We start from the raw sequence: 17,528 nt of genomic DNA on the forward strand, positions 1-17,528 counted from the left end.
GACCCCTCACCGCTGGAGTATCACCGTGGAAATCGTCATCCTCCCCACCCCTGCCGACGTCGGCCGGTATGCCGCGCGCCTCGTCGAAGCCCGGGCGCGCGCCCGTCCGGCGCTCGTGTGGGGTCTCGCCACCGGGTCGTCTCCCACGGCGATCTACGCCGAACTGGCCGGCGCCGTCGCGCGCGGGCTCGACCTCTCGGGCGTGCGGGGTTTCGCGCTCGACGAGTATGTGGGCATCAGCGACACGCATCCCGAGAGCTATGCCCGCGTCATCCGCTCACAGGTGGTCGAGCCGCTCGGCTTGCGACCCGAGAACGTGCGCGTGCCCGACGGCCGGGCGGCCGACCTCGAACAGGCCGCCCAGGATTATGAGCGCGCCATCGCCGACGCGGGCGGCATCGACCTGCAGATTCTCGGCATCGGGTCGAACGGGCACATCGGTTTCAACGAGCCGACCTCGTCGTTCGCCTCGCGCACGCGGTTGAAAACGCTCGCGCCCCAGACCCGCGCCGACAACGCCCGGTTCTTCGACGACCCGGCGGACGTGCCGACGCATTGCCTCACACAGGGGCTCGGCACCATCCTCGAATCCCGCGAGGCCGTGCTGGTCGCGCAGGGCGAGGCGAAGGCGCGCGCCGTGGCCGCCATGGTCGAGGGGCCCGTGAGCGCGATGTGCCCGGGTTCGGTGCTGCAGTTCCACCCGCGGGCGGTTGTCGTGCTCGATGAGGCCGCGGCATCCGCTCTCACGCTCACCGACTATTACCGGCACACGTTTGCGAACAAACCCGTGTGGCAGCGCGTGCCCGACGCCGACTGAACCGGCGGCGCCTCACACGATCGGGTCGAAGACCTTGCCCGGGTTGAGCAACCCCTGCGGGTCGAACGTCGCCTTGATGCGGCGTTGCAGGTCGACTTGCTCGGCGCCCAACTCGTCCTCGAGCCAGCGCCGCTTCAGGATGCCGATGCCGTGCTCGCCCGTGAGCGTGCCGCCCAGCCGGATCGCCGCCAGGAACAGCGCGTCGGCGGCCTGCCAGATGACCTCGGGCACCTCGTCGCCCTGGTAGACGAAGTTGGGGTGCAGGTTGCCGTCGCCCGCGTGCGCCACGGTGGGGATGCTGATGCCGAACTCGCGCTCGACCTCCTGGATGGCCTCGAACATGGGCACGAGCGCGCTGCGCGGAACCGACACGTCTTCGATCAACGGGTGTCCGAGCTTCTCCATGGCGGGATGCATGGCGCGCCGGATGGAGAGCAGGCGCTCGCCGTCGGCCTCGTTCGCCGCGACCTCGCCGACCCCACCGTTGGCCTCGATGATCGCGAGGCAAGCGCGCGCATCGTCGGCCGAGAGCGGTCCGTCGGTCTGCACCATGATCTGCGTGCGACCCGGCGTGGGGGCCTCGAGCCCCAGGTAGTCGTGGATGGCGGCCAGTGCCGTGGGTTCGAGCAACTCCATGACGGCGGGCTGGATGCCGGCGGCCGTGATGGCGGAACAGGCCGCCGCGGCATCCGTGACGTGAGGGAAGGTGGCCGCGAGCGTCGTGACGACACCGGGAACGGCGCGGCGCACGCGCACGGTGGCCTCGACGATGACGCCCAGGATGCCTTCGGAACCGACGAGCAGCGCCGTCAGGTCGAGGCCGGTGACGCCCTTGACGCTGCGGTGCCCGAGCGACATGAGCGTGCCGTCGGCGAGCACGATCTTGAGCGCCAGCACGGCGTCGCGCGTGACACCGTATTTGGCGCAGAGCAGGCCGCCCGCGTTGGTCGCGATGTTGCCGCCGACGGTGGAGATCTCTTTCGACGCGGGGTCGGGTGCGAACCACAGGCCCCGCTCGGCCAGGATGCGGCCGAACTCGCCGTTGAGAATGCCGGGCTCGACGACCGCGATCAGATCGTTCTCGTCGATCTCGAGCACGCGGTCCATCGAGCGCAGCGACAGCGCGATCTCGCCGCCCGAGGCGATGGCGCCGCCCGCGAGCCCCGTGCCCGCGCCGCGCGGAACCACGGGCGTGCCGGTCTCGGTGGCGATGCGCAGGGTCTGCTGCACGTCGTCGATGCTCGCGGCCTCGACGACGGCGAGGGGCGGCGCGTCGGAGCGGTGGCCGGATTTATCGGCGCGGGCCTCGTCGAGCGCGTCGGGGCTCGTGACCACCCGGTCGCCGAGCGCGGCCGTCAGGCGCTCGAGCACCCGCGCCGAGGTCATGCGGACAGCTCTTTACGCCCGTTGAGCACACCCGTGACGACGGCGAGCACGGCGAAGACGATCGCGACGGGCCAGAGACCCAGCTGCAGGAACGCGAAGGCCGCCGAGAACATGATGAGCATCTCGATGAGCGCCTTGCCGAACGGGTCGACCCGCAGCACGGCCTTGGGCGACAGGAACAGGGCCCACAGCACGATGGCGAGAACGGGTGCGAGCACACCGACGAGGATGTTCCACGGGAACGGCCATGTGACGAAACCCCACACCGCGAGCACGACGAATGCCGTGATCTCGAGCACGAAACGGATGATGGCGAGGACGCCGATTGCGGGGGTGGTTCGTTGGTTCTGCACCCGTCAATCTTAGGCGCGCTAGCGGAAGATGATGGTGCGGGCGCCGTCGAGCAGCACACGGTCCTCGGCGAACCACTTCACGGCCTGCGTGAGCGTGCGGCTCTCCTCGTCCTGCCCGATGGCGACGAGTTCGGCGGGGCTCTGCGCGTGGTCGACGCGCACCACGTTCTGCTCGATGATGGGCCCCTCGTCGAGGTCGCTCGTCACGAAGTGCGCCGTGGCGCCGATGAGCTTCACGCCGCGGGCGTGCGCCTGGCGGTAGGGGTTGGCGCCCTTGAAACCGGGCAGGAACGAGTGGTGGATGTTGATGGCCCGGCCCGCGAGCTTCTCGCAGAGTTCGGGCGACAGGATCTGCATGTAGCGGGCGAGCACGACGAGTTCGATGTCGTGCTCCTCGACGGCCTCGAGGATGCGGCGTTCGAAGAGGGCCTTGCTCGCGGCATCCGTGACCGATTGCGACTCGAACGGCACGCCGTAGAACGCGGCGAGTTCGCGCAGCGACCCGTGGTTCGACAGCACGAGCGGGATCTCGACGGGCAGCTGGCCGGCGCGCTGACGGAACAGCAGGTCGTTGACGCAGTGCGCGGCCGTCGAGGCGAGCACGAGCGTGCGCAGCGGGCGACCCACGCGGTCGAGCTGCCAGTCGAGCTCGAAGCGCTCGGCGACGGGCGTGATGGCGGCCTCGAACTGCTGCTGGTCGGTGGGGGCCTGCACCTGCAGGCGCATGAAGAAGCGGCCCGTGTCGGCGCTCGAGAATTGCTGGCTCTCGGTGATGTTTCCGGATGCCTCGACGATGGCCCCCGAGATGGCGTGCACGATGCCCGGCGCGTCGGGGCAGACGAACGTGAGTACCCAGTGGTTGTGGGGCGCGGAGGCGGTGGCGTCGGAAGTCATTCGCCCAGGATAGGACACCGGGGCGCCCGAACCGTGGCGGTCACTGTGACGGCGGCTCACGGCATCCGCGAACCCCTTCTGGCGTCACCCGCCGCCCGCCCGTAGAATGGGTGCTGGCCGTGGCGGTTCGCCCGGCCCTGGGCGCGCACATGAGCGCGCAGACGAACTCCCGCGGCCAGGGGTCACCCACAGCGTGACGGCCAGCCAGTGCCGGAGTGAACGCCATCGTCGGACACACTGATGACTACTTCCCCTATTCCCCTGCCTGATCGCGGGTCTGACACCCCGACAGGCTCCTTGCCGATCGTCACCGGGCCCGTGACCTCGTCGCCGCCCGCCGGCGCGCGCTTCCCCTGGGTGGGCCTGATCGCCCTGTCGGCGGCCGTCTTCCTGTCGGTGACGAGCGAGATGATCCCCACGGGCCTGTTGCCCGATATGAGCGCCTCGCTCGGTGTGACCGAATCGCAGGTCGGCTTCCTCGTGAGCGCCTTCGCGTTCACGGTCGTGCTCACCTCGGCGCCTCTGACGGCCCTCACGGTGCGCATCCCGCGCAAGACCCTCATCATGTCGGTGCTCGTGCTGCTCGCGGTCGCCAACGTGCTGACCGCTCTTGCTCCCACCTATCCGCTCGTGTTGTCGACGCGCGTGTTGGGCGGCATCGGGCACGGACTCTTCTGGTCGATGGTGGGCGCCTATGCCGCGCACCTCGTGCCGAAGGAGCTCATCGGCCGGGCCGTCTCGATCACCCTCGCCGGAGGAACCCTCGCGTTCGTGCTGGGCGTTCCGCTCGGAACGGCGGCCGGCCACGCGGTCGGGTGGCGCCTCTCGTTCGTGGGCATCGCGGTGCTGCTGCTCGTCGGCGCCGTCGTGGTCTACAAGTTCCTGCCGCCCGTCGAACGCGAGCTCGACGCACATGCCGATGACACCGCAGCGGATGCTCGAGCATCCGGTTCGTCCGCCGCGTCGGGCCGCGCGGGCACCCGTCGCCCTGTCGACCCCACCGTCTTCTCGGTCGCGCTCGTCTGCATCACGGTCGCTATCGTCATGATCGGCCACTACAGCTTCTACACCTACATCGCGCCCTACCTGACGGATGTCATCGGGGTTCCCGAGGCCCAGATCAGCCTGGCGTTGTTCGGATTCGGCATCACGGGTGCGCTCGGCCTGGTGCTCGCCGGCACGGTCTTCGCCAAGCGCACGACACGAGGCCTGCTCATCTGCATCGGTCTGTCGATCGTGTTCGTCACGGCGCTCGCGCTCGTCGCCGGATGGTTCTGGGCGGCGCTCATCGTTTTCCTGGTCTGGGGCATCGCCTACGGCGCCATCGCGCCGCTCATGCAGACGCGCATGTTGCATTCGGCCAGCGCGCGCATCCGCGACACCGCCAGCGCCTTCTACACGACGGCGTTCAACGTGGGCATCGGCGGCGGCGCATTCGTCGGCGGCCTGCTGCTCGACGGCGTCGGAATCGAATCGTTGCCGTACTTCTACGTCGTCTTGCTCGTGATCGGTGGGGTGTTGGTCGTCGTCGCACGGCGATACGAACTCGCCGTGCGACGACGCTCGGGCGTGGCGCCCACGCGGTAGATGACGTCGACCGGCGCTAACCCTGCGGACGGGCGGGGGCCGGCCTGGTCGGCGCATCGGGAAGGCCGACGCCGTCCGTCGGGGCAACGCCTCCCGGCGGGGTTTCGACGGCGGGGAGGGCGGGGGGCGGCGCGGTTGTCGGCGCAACGGGTGCCGGCCGGGGGTGGTCGACGGGCTTCGGTGCCGGCGCGGGGGCGGGCACAGGAGCGGCGGCCGGCTGAGCGGGTGCGGCCGGTGTGACCGGCTGGGCTGGCGCAGAGGCCGCGGGGGACGTGCCCGGCGCGGGCCGCGTGGGAGCCGCAGGCGCTTCGGTCCCGGTCGACGGTTCGGCATCCACCGGAACGGCGGGTATGCCGGGAACCGCGGGCGCTGCGGGGCTTCCCGTGACGGGCTCGGCGGAGCCCTGTGCGGATCCGTCCGGTGCAGATCCGTCCGGCCCAGATCCGTCGGGCCGAGATCCGTTCGGGTCAGTCGGCCCGGGACGGGACGGTGTGGGTGCCGGGGCGCCGCCGTCGGCGCCACTGTTTCCGGAGCCGTCGGCACCGCTGGTTCCGAGGCCATCGGCCGCGCTCGTTTCCGTGCCATCGGCGCCGCTGTCACCGCTGTCATCGCTCGTGTCGGAGTTGCTGCCGGTTTCTGCGCCGCTTGAGCTTCCGTTGCCAGAGCTTTCGCCGCCCGCGCCCGAACCGCCCGTGCTTCCTTCCTCCGGGCTCCCATTGCCCGCCGACGCTGCGTTCGCGTTCGAGCTGGTCGACGCGTTTGCCGATCCAGTAGTCGACGCATCCGTCGATGCGCCGGCGGCCGGACCGACGGCGGGCGACGTGGTGGACGGAACGCTCTCGCCGGCCGACGACGGTGCGACGGACGGGGTGGTGGCGTCGACCGGCGGGGCGCCGGCGGGGTTCGACGCGCTCGGCCGCTGGGCCGGGCCGGTGCCGCGGGGCATCGGGTCGCGGTGCGGCGTGCGGGGGACTTCGGGCTCGGCGGGCGCGGGCGGAACCGCCTCGACCGACACGGGTGTCTTCTGCTCGTCGCCCGGTTCGGCGGGGACGCCGGGCGGGGCCGCGGGTGCGGTGGGTGCCTCGGTGCGCGGTTCGGCCGGCACCTCGGGGTGTGGAGACGCGCTCGCCTCCTGCGCGGCTTGTCCCGCCGCCAGCACCATGGGAAAACCATTCTTCGATTGCGCGGCCGACAGGGCGATCGAGGTGCCGATCCCGACGCTGACGATGCAGATCGTGGCGGTCGCGGCGATGGCCGTTCCCCGTGTGAAAGCGGAACGGGTGCGACGCAGCGACGCCGTCAGCGTTCCCACGACAGTCGAGACAGAGGCGAAGGGGGAACTCGCCGCGGCCGTCGATGTCGAAACGGCCGAGGCGGCTGTTGCAGCCGACGCGGACGACGCCACGGCCGCGGAACCGACGGCAACCGCTGTGCCCAGACCGACGCCACCTGATACCGCGCCGGGGCCGCTGCGGTAGTAGTGCACCGGCGTCGTGCGCCGATGCCGCTCGGGCACCCAGGCGTTGGCCGCATCGACGATGGCGTCGCTCGAGGCGAAGAGCGGGAGGACATATGTGCAGAGCGCGCACGCCTCGATGTGTTGGGCCGCGCGTTGTCGGGCGCGATCGCCCAGTCGGCCGGCCTGGTAGTCGTCGCCGCGGTCGACGACCACCCGGTGCGGCGAGAGCGTGTCGATGCGCAGCGCGAGCTCGTGGCGCCAGGAGGCGTCGAGCGCGGTCGCCGCCAGGTGACGCAGCCGGGGATCGTGCCGTTCCGCCAGCGTCGATGGGTGCCCGCGTGATCCCTCCGTTCGGGACTTCTTCGCCTCGGCGTGTCGCGTGTGCGCGGATGTGTCGTGGGCGGCTCGGAGGTCGCCCAGACAGCGGCGCCAGGCCTCGGGCAGGGTGTCGAGCGCCGCCCGGGCCGAATCGACGATGAGCGTGCCCGTGTCATCGGGCTCGGGCAGGGAAGCGCCGGGCCGCGCCGGAGCGGCACCGGGCGTCGGTGCGGCGGCCTGTCGGGCCGAGTCGGTTGAACTGTCTGCGGACGTGGGTCGATGCCGTGGCATATGAGCCTCCTCTGATGAGCGATCGACAGAATACATACAATGCTGACATTTCTGTATCCAGATTTGCTGACCGTGTGCGACATGCAGACAGGCGACCCCGCACGCAAGCCCCGTATAAGAGGTAACCGAATTCCTGATAAGTTTGTAAGCCAGCGGCCGCCTCGACCAGGAGACCTGCATGACACTCATCCTCGCCCTGTTTGCAGCGGTGTCTGTCGCGTCTCCGCTCCTCACCCGCTGGCTCTCGACCCGCGTCTTCTACGTCATCGCGCTGCTGCCGGCCGCCGTGTTCGGCATCACGCTCGCGCAGACTCCCACCATCGCCTCAGGCGGGGTGATCGAGGAGAAGATCGAGTGGATTCCGCAGCTCGGCATCGCCCTGACATCCCGCATCGATGCGCTCGGCTGGCTCTTGGCCCTCGTCGTCACGGGTGTCGGCGCCCTCGTGCTCGTTTATTGCGCGCGCTACTTCGACGCCGATGAGCCTGGCCTCGGTCGTTTCGCGGGCCTGCTGCTGGCCTTCGCGGGCACCATGTACGGCCTCGTGACGAGCGACGACATCATCGTGATGTTCATGTACTGGGAGATCACGAGCATCCTGTCCTACCTGCTCATCGGGCATTACACGGGGCGCAAAGAGTCGCGCGGTGCGGCGTTGCAGGCCCTGCTCGTCACGACATTCGGCGGGCTCGTCATGCTCGTCGGCGTGGTCATGATCTCGTCCTTCGCCGGGACGACGTCGATCGCCAGCATCGTTTCAGAGGCGCCGCAGGGTGCCGGGCCCACGGTCGCCATCCTGCTCATTCTGGTGGGCGCGCTGTCGAAGTCGGCTATCGTGCCGTTCCACTTCTGGTTGCCCGCGGCCATGGCCGCCCCCACACCCGTCAGCGCCTACCTGCACGCGGCCGCCATGGTGAAGGCCGGCATCTATCTGGTCGCACGTCTCGCGCCGGGCTATGCCGACATCCCGGGCTGGCAGGCTCTGCTCGTGGGCCTCGGCGTGTGGACCATGATCGTGGGCGCCTGGCGCAGCCTGCGGCAATACGACCTCAAACTCGTGCTCGCCTACGGCACGGTCTCGCAGCTCGGTTTCCTCATGGTGATCACGGGCTTCGGCTCTCGAGATGCCGCGCTGGCCGCCGCTGCGCTCCTGCTCGCCCACGCGCTCTACAAGGCCACACTCTTCCTCGTCGTCGGCATCATCGACCACCAGGCGGGCACGCGCGACTGGCGCAAACTCTCGGGGCTGTGGCGCAGCACGCCGTCGCTCTTCGTCATCACGGCCATCGCCGTCGCGTCGATGGCGGGCATCCCGCCGCTCCTCGGCTTCGTCGCCAAAGAGGCGGTCTTCGGGGCCTTCGTCGAGGCCGCCATCGAGGGCGACTTCTGGGGCTGGGTGGCGCTCGTCGGCACGGCCGTCGGCTCGGTGCTCACGGTGGCCTACAGCGCACGCTTCCTCTGGGGCGCGTTCGGCAACCGCAAGAAGATCGTCCCCACCGAATTGCACACGGATGGCTGGGGCATCCAGTTCGCGCCCGCCTTCCTCGCGCTCGCAACCGTCGTCCTCGGCATCGCCGTCCCCCTGCTCGACCCGCTGCTCGCGCTCTATGCCGACACCGTTCCGGGCGAGGGCCACTACCACCTGGCGCTCTGGCACGGACTTGAGCCCGCCCTCTTCATCAGCGCGGCCGTGCTCGTGCTCGGCGGCCTCTTGTTCTGGCGGCGCCGGGGTGTTGCTCGCTTGCAGGAGAAGGTGCCGCCGCTCGTCGACGCCAGCCGCGGCTACTGGGCCGCGACGCAGGGTGTCGACCGGTTGTCGGCCAAGATCACGATCTTCGCGCAGCGCGGCGGTCTCTCGCAGTACCTCTCGACCATCCTCGTGGTCTTCGTGCTGGCGCTCGGCCTGACGGCCACGCTCGGGCGCACGTGGCCCTCCGGCATCCGCTGGTTCGACTCGCCCGCGCAGCTCGTCGTCGCCGTGGTCATGGGCATCGCCGCCATCGCCGCCGCGCTCGCCAAACAGCGCATGACGGCCGTGCTGCTCGCCGGTGTGACCGGTTTCGGCATGGTCGGACTGTTCGCCCTGCACGGCGCTCCCGACCTGGCGCTCACGCAGGCGCTCGTCGAAACCATCACGGTCGTCGTCTTCGTGCTCGTGCTGCGCCGCCTGCCCGTCAAGATCGCGCAACACAACAAGCCCGAGCAGCGCACGCGGCGCCTGATCATCGGTGTGCTCGTCGGACTCGTGATGGGCACGATCGGCCTGATCGCGCTGGGCGCCAGGCAGGCGCCATCCATCGCCGCCGAGCTGCCGCGCCTGGCCTATGAAGAGGGTCATGGCCGCAACATCGTGAACGTCATGCTCGTCGACATCCGCGCGTGGGACACCATGGGCGAGCTCTCGGTGCTGGTCGTCGTGGCCACGGGCATCGCGAGCCTGCTGTTCGTGTCGGGCCGCGCCAAGGCCCTGCCGCGGCTCAGCGGTTCGCGCAACCAGCGCCGTGCCGACAACCGCCGCAACGTGATCGACGACCCGCAGACCACCGAGCATCCCGAGAGCGTGCACCGCCAGTCGTGGCTGCTGGGCGGCCTCAAAGTGTCGAGCGAGAACCGCTCGGTGCTGCTCGAGGTGCTCGTGCGGTTGCTCTTCCACCCCGCCATCGTCGTCAGCGTGTTCCTGCTCTTCGTCGGCCACAACTCGCCGGGCGGCGGATTCGCGGGCGGTCTGCTCGCCGGTCTGGCGCTCGTGTTCCGCTATCTCGCGGGTGGACGATACGAACTCGGTGAGGCCGCTCCCATCGACCCGGGCAAGGTGCTCGGCGTGGGCGTGCTGCTCGCCGTGGGCACGGCCATCGGCTCGCTCTTCTTCGGCGGCGAGATCCTGCAATCGGCCTACCTCGAAGCGGATGTGCCCGTGCTCGGCCATCTCTCGATCGGAACCTCGTCGATCTTCGACGTGGGCGTCTACCTCGTGGTCATCGGCCTGACGCTCGACATCCTGCGCTCGCTGGGCGCCGAGGTCGACCGCCAGCAGGAGGACACCGACCTCGAGGCCGGCACCGACGACGACTTCACGCCCGCGGAGGTGCGCCCGTGACCGCTTCGCTCACCCTTGTCGTCCTGATGGCCGTCATGTACGGCACGGGCATCTACGTCATGCTCGAACGCAGCCTGACGCGACTCTTGATCGGCTTCCTGCTGGTCGGTAACGCAACGAACATCCTCATCTTCTTGATGAGCGGCCCGAGCGGCAGCGCGCCCATCGTCACGGGCACCGCCGCTGACGAGAACATGGTCGACCCCGTGCCGCAGGTGCTCATGCTGACGGCCATCGTGATCAACTTCGGTGTCGTCGCCTTCATCCTGGCGCTCGTCTACCGCTCCTGGTGGTTGGCCCAGCTGGGTGACGAGGGCGACACGCTCACCGACGAACACGCGGGCGAGACCGAGGCCTCGACCGAGGCGGCCTTCGCAGCCGTCGACGAGGACGATCTCGCCATTCAACAGGTGCTCGACGCGTCGAACGAACACGGCGACACCGACAGCGATTCCGGTCCCATCGAGGACGATCCCGAGGCACGAGAGAAGGAGCGCCGATGAACGCCCTGGTCCCTCTCGTCGTCACCATCCCGCTGCTGGGTGCCGCGATCGCCCTCATCTTCGGCCACCGGCCGCGCATCCAGATCGCCATCAGCTCGCTCGCCCTCACGGCCGTCACGATCATCAGCGCCGTGCTGCTCGTCTGGGTCGACACGCACGGCACCGTCGTGGTCAACGTGGGAGCCTGGCAGCCGCCGTGGGGCATCGTGCTCGTCGTCGACCGCCTCTCGGCCATCATGCTGCTGGTCTCGGCGCTCATGCTGCTCGGCGTGCTCATCTTCTCGATCGGGCAAGGCGTGGCCGACAACCACGACGAGACGCCCGTGTCGATCTTCCACCCGACCTACCTCGTGCTGGCGGCCGGACTGTTCGACGCCTTCGTGGCGGGCGACCTGTTCAACATGTACGTGGGCTTCGAGATGCTGCTGGCGGCGAGCTATGTGCTGCTGACGCTCGGGGGAACGGGCGCCCGCATCCGAGCCGGCGTCACCTACATCGTGATCAGCCTGATGTCGTCGCTGCTGTTCCTGGCCTCCATCGCGCTCATCTACGGCGCAACCGGTACGGTCACGATCGCCCTCATCGCCGAACGCGTGCGCGACCTGCCGCCCGATGTGCAGCTCATCCTGTGCTGCGCGCTGCTGCTCGGGTTCGCCGTCAAGGCCGCCGTGTTCCCGGTGTCGTTCTGGCTGCCGGACTCCTACCCCACGGCCCCCGCGCCCGTCACCGCCGTGTTCGCGGGTTTGCTCACCAAGGTGGGTGTCTACGCGATCATCCGCACCGACACCGTGCTCTTCACGGATGTGCCACTCGCCGTGCCATTGATGATCGTGGCGTTCTTCACGCTGCTCATCGGCATCTTCGGCGCACTCGCGCAGGCCGATATCAAGCGTCTGCTGTCGTTCACGCTCGTCAGCCACATCGGCTACATGATCTTCGGCATCGCCGTCGGGTCCGAGCTCGGCATGACGGCCACGATCTACTACGTGGTGCATCACATCATCGTGCAGACCACGTTGTTCCTCGCCATCGGGCTCGTCGAGCGCATCGGTGGAACGGCGTCGATCTCGCGGCTGGGCGGCATGCTCAGGGCATCCCCGTTCGTGGCCATTCTCTTCTTCATCGGCGCCATGAACCTGGGCGGCATTCCGCCGTTCTCGGGCTTCCTCGGCAAGGTGGGGCTCTTCCAGGCGGGCGTGCAGCTGAACGACCCGCTGGCCTGGATTCTGATCGGTGCCGGCGCGGCCACGTCGCTGCTCACGCTCTACGCGCTCATGCGCGTGTGGAACATGGGCTTCTGGCGCCGCAAAGACGAGGTCAAGAACTACGAGTCGCCCCTCATCCAGTCGCTCGCCGAGAACCCCGACGACGCCGGCGAGATCGATCGCAAGCACACGCCGCGCCTCATGATCGCCGCCACCACAGGCATGGTGCTGCTGAGCCTGTCGCTCACGGTCTTCGCCGGCCCGCTCTTCGACCTCGCCAACCGCGCGGCCGTGGCCAACGAGAACCACTCGAACTACGTCGACGCCGTGTTCCCGGGAGGTGTGGAATGAGCGCCTCGAACACCGGATCGAACTCCGGCCCCACACGCTCGATCGTCAGCCAGATCACGCTGTTGCTCGGCCTCGTCGTGCTGTGGTGCCTGCTCTGGGGCAAGGCGGATGTCCTCACCATCGTCACGGGCGTCGTGCTCGCCGTGCTCGTCTCCCTCGTGTTCTACCTGCCCGCCGTGCAACTCTCGGGCCGCGTGAATGTGCTCTGGGCCGCCTACTTCTTCGGCCGGCTCGTCGTCGACATCGTGCGCGCCTCGGCGCAGATCACGTGGCTCGTGACGAAACCCACCTATTCGCCCAGCAACGCCATCATCGAGGTGCCGCTCTCCACGCGATCCGACCTCATCATGTCGGCCACAGCCGAGGCCATCTCGCTCGTGCCAGGGTCGATCGTGGTCGACCTCGACCGCGCCAACTCGGTGCTCTACCTGCACTCGCTCGACACGCACGACGAGGCGGATGTCGACCGCGTCCTCCGTGAGGCGCTCGGCACCGAGCGGCGGCTCGTCATGGCCTTCGGGTCGCGCGACGACGTCGACCGCGTGTGTGCGCGCGACGCGGGTGCGACGCCGACCGCCCGTGCGACAGAAGGGAACAGCTGATGCTCGCCGTTGTCATCGTGATCACCGTGCTCTTCGGGGCCGGCGCGCTCGCCGCCGTCTACCGCATCATCAAGGGGCCCAGCCTGCTCGACCGGGTGATCGCCTCGGATGTGCTCGTCGCCACCGTGATGTGCGCGCTGGGCGCCGAGATGGCGCTCAACCATCACGCCGACAACCTGCCCGTGTTGCTGGCCCTGGCGATGTTCGCGGTGCTCGGGTCGATCAGCGTGGCCCGCTTTATGGCGAAGCAGGACGACGCATGATCGGCGCAGCTCTGGTCTCCTCTGCCGCCGCCGCCGCCGCCGCGACGGCCGCCACGAGCATGGCGCCCGAGATCACGCCGCGCATCCCCGAATTCAGTGGCGACCCTATCCGCGACACCTTCACGGTGCTGCTGGTCATGGTCGGTGCCGTCATGTGCTTCGCGGCCGGCGTGGGCCTCCTGCGTTTCCCCGATGTGCTTTCCCGTCTCCACGCGGCCACGAAGCCTCAGGTTCTCGGCCTGCTCGCCATCACCGCGGATGTCGCGGTCTCGACGCCCACGGTCGGCAACATCACGCTCGCCATCGCCATCATCCTGTTCCAGTCGCTGACGGCGCCCATCTCGGCCCACATGGTGGCGCGGGCGGCCTACCGCACACACCACGTGCGGCACGACCTGCTCATCCGCGACGATCTGCTCAACCGGGAAGACCTGCAGCAGCCGTAGCCCGCCCGGCCGTTCGAATCGACCTAGTCGTTCGAACCGACCTTTCTCGAACCCGCCGATCCGTGTCAGCTCAGACGCGGGTGCCGGCGACCCAGACGGCCGCAACCTGCAGCGACTCGTCGAGGAGCACGGCGTCGGCCGCGAACCCGACGCCGAGGTGCCCGAGATCGTTCTCTCGGCCCAGGGCGCGAGCCGGCGTTGCCGTCAGCGCCTCCACGGCGACCTCGAGCGGCACACCCGCGTCGCGCGTCATGACGCGCAGCGCCTCGTCCTGTGTCAGCGTCGATCCGGCGATCGATCCGCCGTCCGCGAGGCGCGCAATGCCCTCCCGCACATCCACGGCCAGGCCGCCGAGCGAATACCGCCCGTCGGCCGCACCCGCCGCCGCCATCGCGTCGGTCACGAGCGCCACCCGCCCGGGCGCCTCGGCGAACGCCAGGCGCAACATGCGCGGATGCACGTGCACCCCGTCGGCGATGAGCTCGAGCGTCACGCGCTCGTCGTCGAACGCCGCCGCGACGGGCCCGGGGGAGCGGTGCTGCAAACCGTGCATGGCGTTGAACGTGTGGGTCAGGATGCTGGCCCCCGCGTCGAATGCCGCCCGGGTCTGGTCGTAGTCCGCGTCGGTGTGCCCCACGGCCACGCGCGCGCCCGACTCCGTGAACCGGGCGATGGCGTCGTGTGCGCCCGGACGCTCGGGGGCGATGGTCACCTGACGCAGGGTGCCGGCTGCCGCCTCGATCAGATGCTCGATGCTCGAGGCATCCGCGGGTCGCAGCAGGGACTCGGTGTGTGCACCCTTGTGCCCCGGGTCGAGAAACGGGCCCTCGAGGTGCGAACCCAGAATCGACGGGTCGGAGGCGGTGAGCCGCGCGATCTCGGCCACGCGGGCGGCGAGGTCCTCGATCGAGGCCGTGACGAGGGACAGCACCGAACGGGTCGTGCCCGAACGGCGGTGCACGAGGAGGGCGCGGGAGATGGCATCCGCACCGTCGTCGAAGGCTGCGCCGTTGCCGCCGTGACCGTGCAGGTCGATGAAGCCGGGGGTGAGAACGAGGCGGCTGGCGTCGACGACATCGGCCGTGGGCGCGGCGCTGAGCTCACGCCATCCATCACCCCGCCCGGCGTGCGTGACGAGGCCGCCGTCGAGGCACACCCAGGCGTCGGAGACCCGGCGCGAGTGGTCGATGAGGGTGGCCGAATGGATGATCGTGGGCAAGGCGTTCACGCTGGCAACACTAGCGTTCGACCGGGCCGCCGCTGCTATGCTGGACCGGTCGCAACTGGCGTAGTGACGGATCGTGAGCAGCTGGCGCATCCGCCCGAGATGGTTACCATCGGGGAGCGACTGACACGGATTCGGCCGCACGCCTGGGCCGATACGAGAACCGATTGTTCCGTCAACTGTGTCTAAAAGGAGCCAGTTTTGTCTTCCACCTTCAACGCCCCCCTGGCCGAGGTCGATCCTCAGATCGCCGAAGTCCTCGAGCTCGAACTGGGTCGCCAGCGCGACTACCTCGAGATGATCGCGAGCGAGAACTTCGTTCCCCGCGCCATCCTGCAGGCCCAGGGCTCGGTTCTCACCAACAAGTACGCCGAGGGCTACCCCGGTCGTCGTTACTACGGCGGCTGCGAATACGTCGACATCGCCGAGAGCCTCGCCATCGAGCGCGCCAAGAGCCTGTTCGGCGCTAACTTCGCCAACGTGCAGCCGCACTCGGGTGCGTCGGCCAACGCCGCCGTGCTGAGCGCCATCGCCACGCCGGGCGACACCATCCTCGGCCTCGAGCTGTCGCACGGTGGCCACCTCACCCACGGCATGAAGCTCAACTTCTCGGGCAAGCTCTACAACGCCGTCTCCTACGGCGTCGACCCCGAGACCTTCCTCGTCGACATGAACGTCGTCCGTGAGAAGGCGCTCGAGCACAAGCCGCAGGTCATCATCGCCGGCTGGTCGGCCTACCCGCGTCAGCTCGACTTCGCGGCCTTCCGCGCCATCGCCGACGAGGTGGGCGCCAAGCTCTGGGTCGACATGGCGCACTTCGCCGGCATCGTCGCCGCGGGCCTGCACCCGTCGCCCGTGCCCTTCGCCGACGTCGTGTCCTCCACCGTGCACAAGACCATCGGCGGCCCGCGTTCGGGCTTCATCCTGTCGAACGACGCCGACATCGCCAAGAAGCTCAACAGCAACGTGTTCCCCGGCCAGCAGGGCGGCCCGCTCATGCACGTGATCGCGGCCAAGGCCACGTCGTTCCTGCTCGCGGCGCAGCCCGAGTTCGTCGACCGCCAGGAGCGCACCCTGCGCGGCGCCGCCATCCTGGCCGACCGCCTCACCGCCGACGACTCGCGCGAAGCCGGCGTCGACGTGCTGACGGGGGGCACCGACGTGCACCTCGTGCTCGCCGACCTGCGCACCTCGCCGCTCGACGGCAAGCAGGCCGAAGACGCCCTCCACGAGGTGGGCATCACGGTCAACCGCAACTCGGTTCCCTTCGACCCGCGCCCGCCCATGGTCACATCGGGCCTGCGCATCGGCACGCCCGCCCTCGCCACGCGCGGTTTCGGCGACGCCGAGTTCACCGAGGTGTCGGATGTCATCGCCGCGGCCCTGCGCCCCGACGCCGACCTCTCGTCCCTGCGCGCGCGCGTCAAGACGCTGACCGACGCGTTCTCGCTCTACCCCGGCCTCGAGCAGTAGGCGCCGCCGTGACCGCGATCACACTGGATGGCGTCGCCACCGCAACGGCCATCAAATCCGAGTTGCGCGAGCGCATCGACGTGCTGCGGGCGTCGGGCAAGCTCGCCGGGCTCGGCACGCTGCTCGTCGGCGACGACCCGGGCTCGCGCTCCTATGTCGCCGGCAAACACCGCGACTGTGCCGAAGTGGGCATCGAGTCGGTGCGCGTCGATCTGCCGGGCACCGCGTCGGCAGCCGACATCCGCGCCGCCATCGCCGACCTCAATGCGGCCCCCGAGGTGACGGGCTACATCGTGCAGCTGCCGTTGCCCGCGGGCATCGACGAGAACGAGATGCTCGAGCTCATCGACCCCGACAAGGACGCCGACGGCCTGCACCCGACCAACCTGGGGCGCCTCGTGCTGGGCGTCGAGGGCGAGCTGACCTCGCCGCTGCCGTGCACGCCTGCCGGAATCGTCGAGCTGCTGAAACGCTACGACGTGCCGCTCGCGGGCAAGCACGTCACGGTGGTGGGTCGCGGGCTCACCGTCGGGCGCCCACTCGGGCTGCTGCTCACGCGCAAGGGTGTCGACGCCACCGTCACGCTCACGCACTCCCGCACGGTCGACCTGGCCGCCGAGGTGCGCCGAGCCGACGTCGTCGTGGCCGCCGTGGGCGTGCCGCACCTCGTGAAGCCCGACTGGGTGAAGCCGGGCGCCGCCGTGCTCGACGTGGGCGTCACCCGCGTGGGCACCACCGAAAGCGGTAAGGCCAAGCTGGCCGGCGACATCGACCCGGGCGTCTGGGATGTCGCGGGGCACCTCTCGCCCAACCCGGGCGGCGTCGGCCCTATGACGCGTGCCCTGCTCGTCTCCAACGTGGTTCAGGCCGCGGAGCGCAACGCGCGCCGCTGAAGCTCTTGAACTGCGGCTCGCAGCCGCACGCGAAAGGCCCGGACATCCTGTGTCCGGGCCTTCTTCGTGCTTACGTGCCGGAGCGCGTGTCTGCGCTGGGGCGCCCGGCGACATGGAATGTGACCGCGGCGGCCGCGCACAGCACTGCGATGACGAAGAACGCGGCTGACCACTGATCGAGTGCGCGCAACTGGGCTTCCGCCTGCGGGTCTCCGTTTCGGAGAAAATCGATCAGCGAGCCGGCAAGAGACCAGGTCCATGCGCCCATGAGGGCGGCGATCAGGGCGGCAACAGCCAGGACCCGCGAGATGCGCCTACCGAGCGTCGTGCGCGCGGTGACTATCGTTCGGAGATTCATTGAGACC

The 17,528-nt window shown here is 69.4% G+C and carries 16 protein-coding genes and 1 riboswitch; of the genes, 10 read left to right on the forward strand and 6 right to left on the reverse strand.

Annotation, left to right across the window (positions count from 1 at the left end; genetic code table 11):
• Window positions 1-25: 25 nt before the first annotated feature.
• Window positions 26-817 carry a glucosamine-6-phosphate deaminase gene (nagB, locus tag ACUWEX_RS04325; protein WP_445997230.1) on the forward strand — a complete coding sequence of 264 codons (792 nt, stop codon included), beginning with the start codon at window positions 26-28 and terminating at the stop codon, window positions 815-817.
• Between the two features lie 12 nt (window positions 818-829).
• Here nagB and ACUWEX_RS04330 read toward each other — a convergent pair whose 3' ends face one another.
• From ACUWEX_RS04330 to purU, 3 genes are read right to left on the reverse strand one after another with little or no spacing between them, the layout of a single operon-like run.
• Complete coding sequence (locus ACUWEX_RS04330) at window positions 830-2,203, reverse strand: FAD-binding oxidoreductase (protein ID WP_445997231.1); 1,374 nt, start codon at window positions 2,201-2,203, stop codon at window positions 830-832.
• Window positions 2,200-2,556, reverse strand: coding sequence for a YrdB family protein (locus ACUWEX_RS04335; RefSeq protein ID WP_079727007.1), 357 nt, complete (start codon window positions 2,554-2,556; stop codon window positions 2,200-2,202). The genes ACUWEX_RS04330 and ACUWEX_RS04335 overlap by 4 nt, the downstream gene beginning before the upstream one ends.
• Window positions 2,557-2,574: 18 nt before the next feature.
• Window positions 2,575-3,450, reverse strand: a complete 876-nt coding sequence (gene purU, locus ACUWEX_RS04340) for a formyltetrahydrofolate deformylase (protein WP_079727008.1) — start codon at window positions 3,448-3,450, stop codon at window positions 2,575-2,577.
• A 240-nt stretch (window positions 3,451-3,690) separates the two neighbouring features.
• On the opposite strand from purU, the gene ACUWEX_RS04345 reads away from it, so the two are divergent.
• On the forward strand, window positions 3,691-5,037 hold the full coding sequence (locus ACUWEX_RS04345; protein ID WP_445997232.1) for an MFS transporter: 1,347 nt from the start codon (window positions 3,691-3,693) through the stop codon (window positions 5,035-5,037).
• A gap of 16 nt (window positions 5,038-5,053) precedes the next feature.
• Here ACUWEX_RS04345 and ACUWEX_RS04350 read toward each other — a convergent pair whose 3' ends face one another.
• Window positions 5,054-7,105: a hypothetical protein gene (locus tag ACUWEX_RS04350; protein ID WP_445997233.1), complete on the reverse strand. Its 2,052-nt coding sequence runs from the start codon at window positions 7,103-7,105 to the stop codon at window positions 5,054-5,056.
• A 178-nt stretch (window positions 7,106-7,283) separates the two neighbouring features.
• On the opposite strand from ACUWEX_RS04350, the gene ACUWEX_RS04355 reads away from it, so the two are divergent.
• Genes ACUWEX_RS04355 through mnhG form a run of 6 tightly spaced genes read left to right on the forward strand, consistent with a single transcriptional unit; the run spans window position 7,284 to window position 13,572 of the window.
• Window positions 7,284-10,202 (forward strand): Na+/H+ antiporter subunit A, encoded by a 2,919-nt coding sequence (locus tag ACUWEX_RS04355; RefSeq protein WP_079727013.1) that lies wholly within the window; start codon window positions 7,284-7,286, stop codon window positions 10,200-10,202.
• On the forward strand, window positions 10,199-10,705 hold the full coding sequence (locus ACUWEX_RS04360) for a sodium:proton antiporter (RefSeq protein WP_079727014.1): 507 nt from the start codon (window positions 10,199-10,201) through the stop codon (window positions 10,703-10,705). The genes ACUWEX_RS04355 and ACUWEX_RS04360 overlap by 4 nt, the downstream gene beginning before the upstream one ends.
• Window positions 10,702-12,261 carry a Na+/H+ antiporter subunit D gene (locus tag ACUWEX_RS04365; RefSeq protein ID WP_445997234.1) on the forward strand — a complete coding sequence of 520 codons (1,560 nt, stop codon included), beginning with the start codon at window positions 10,702-10,704 and terminating at the stop codon, window positions 12,259-12,261. The genes ACUWEX_RS04360 and ACUWEX_RS04365 overlap by 4 nt, the downstream gene beginning before the upstream one ends.
• Window positions 12,258-12,863, forward strand: coding sequence for a Na+/H+ antiporter subunit E (locus ACUWEX_RS04370; RefSeq protein WP_079727016.1), 606 nt, complete (start codon window positions 12,258-12,260; stop codon window positions 12,861-12,863). Before ACUWEX_RS04365 ends, ACUWEX_RS04370 begins: the two co-directional genes overlap by 4 nt.
• Window positions 12,863-13,126 carry a monovalent cation/H+ antiporter complex subunit F gene (locus tag ACUWEX_RS04375; protein WP_077053763.1) on the forward strand — a complete coding sequence of 88 codons (264 nt, stop codon included), beginning with the start codon at window positions 12,863-12,865 and terminating at the stop codon, window positions 13,124-13,126. The genes ACUWEX_RS04370 and ACUWEX_RS04375 overlap by 1 nt, the downstream gene beginning before the upstream one ends.
• Window positions 13,123-13,572, forward strand: a complete 450-nt coding sequence (mnhG, locus tag ACUWEX_RS04380; protein WP_445997235.1) for a monovalent cation/H(+) antiporter subunit G — start codon at window positions 13,123-13,125, stop codon at window positions 13,570-13,572. The genes ACUWEX_RS04375 and mnhG overlap by 4 nt, the downstream gene beginning before the upstream one ends.
• Before the next feature lie 70 nt (window positions 13,573-13,642).
• Here mnhG and nagA read toward each other — a convergent pair whose 3' ends face one another.
• Window positions 13,643-14,791, reverse strand: coding sequence for an N-acetylglucosamine-6-phosphate deacetylase (gene nagA, locus ACUWEX_RS04385; RefSeq protein WP_445997600.1), 1,149 nt, complete (start codon window positions 14,789-14,791; stop codon window positions 13,643-13,645).
• Between the two features lie 50 nt (window positions 14,792-14,841).
• A riboswitch (ZMP/ZTP riboswitch) is annotated at window positions 14,842-14,956 on the forward strand.
• A 42-nt stretch (window positions 14,957-14,998) separates the two neighbouring features.
• Here nagA and glyA point away from each other — a divergent pair.
• Together glyA and ACUWEX_RS04395 are read left to right on the forward strand one after the other, a co-directional pair.
• Window positions 14,999-16,270, forward strand: a complete 1,272-nt coding sequence (gene glyA / locus ACUWEX_RS04390; RefSeq protein WP_445997236.1) for a serine hydroxymethyltransferase — start codon at window positions 14,999-15,001, stop codon at window positions 16,268-16,270.
• A gap of 8 nt (window positions 16,271-16,278) precedes the next feature.
• Window positions 16,279-17,163: a bifunctional methylenetetrahydrofolate dehydrogenase/methenyltetrahydrofolate cyclohydrolase gene (locus ACUWEX_RS04395; protein ID WP_079727020.1), complete on the forward strand. Its 885-nt coding sequence runs from the start codon at window positions 16,279-16,281 to the stop codon at window positions 17,161-17,163.
• Window positions 17,164-17,233: 70 nt separating this feature from the next.
• On the opposite strand, the gene ACUWEX_RS04400 is transcribed toward ACUWEX_RS04395, so the two are convergent.
• The gene (locus ACUWEX_RS04400) at window positions 17,234-17,521 is read right to left on the reverse strand and encodes a hypothetical protein (RefSeq protein WP_445997237.1); all 288 of its coding nucleotides are present in this window, start codon (window positions 17,519-17,521) and stop codon (window positions 17,234-17,236) included.
• Between the last annotated feature and the right edge of the window lie 7 nt (window positions 17,522-17,528).

The sequence above is a fragment of the Okibacterium fritillariae genome (genome assembly GCF_052783725.1).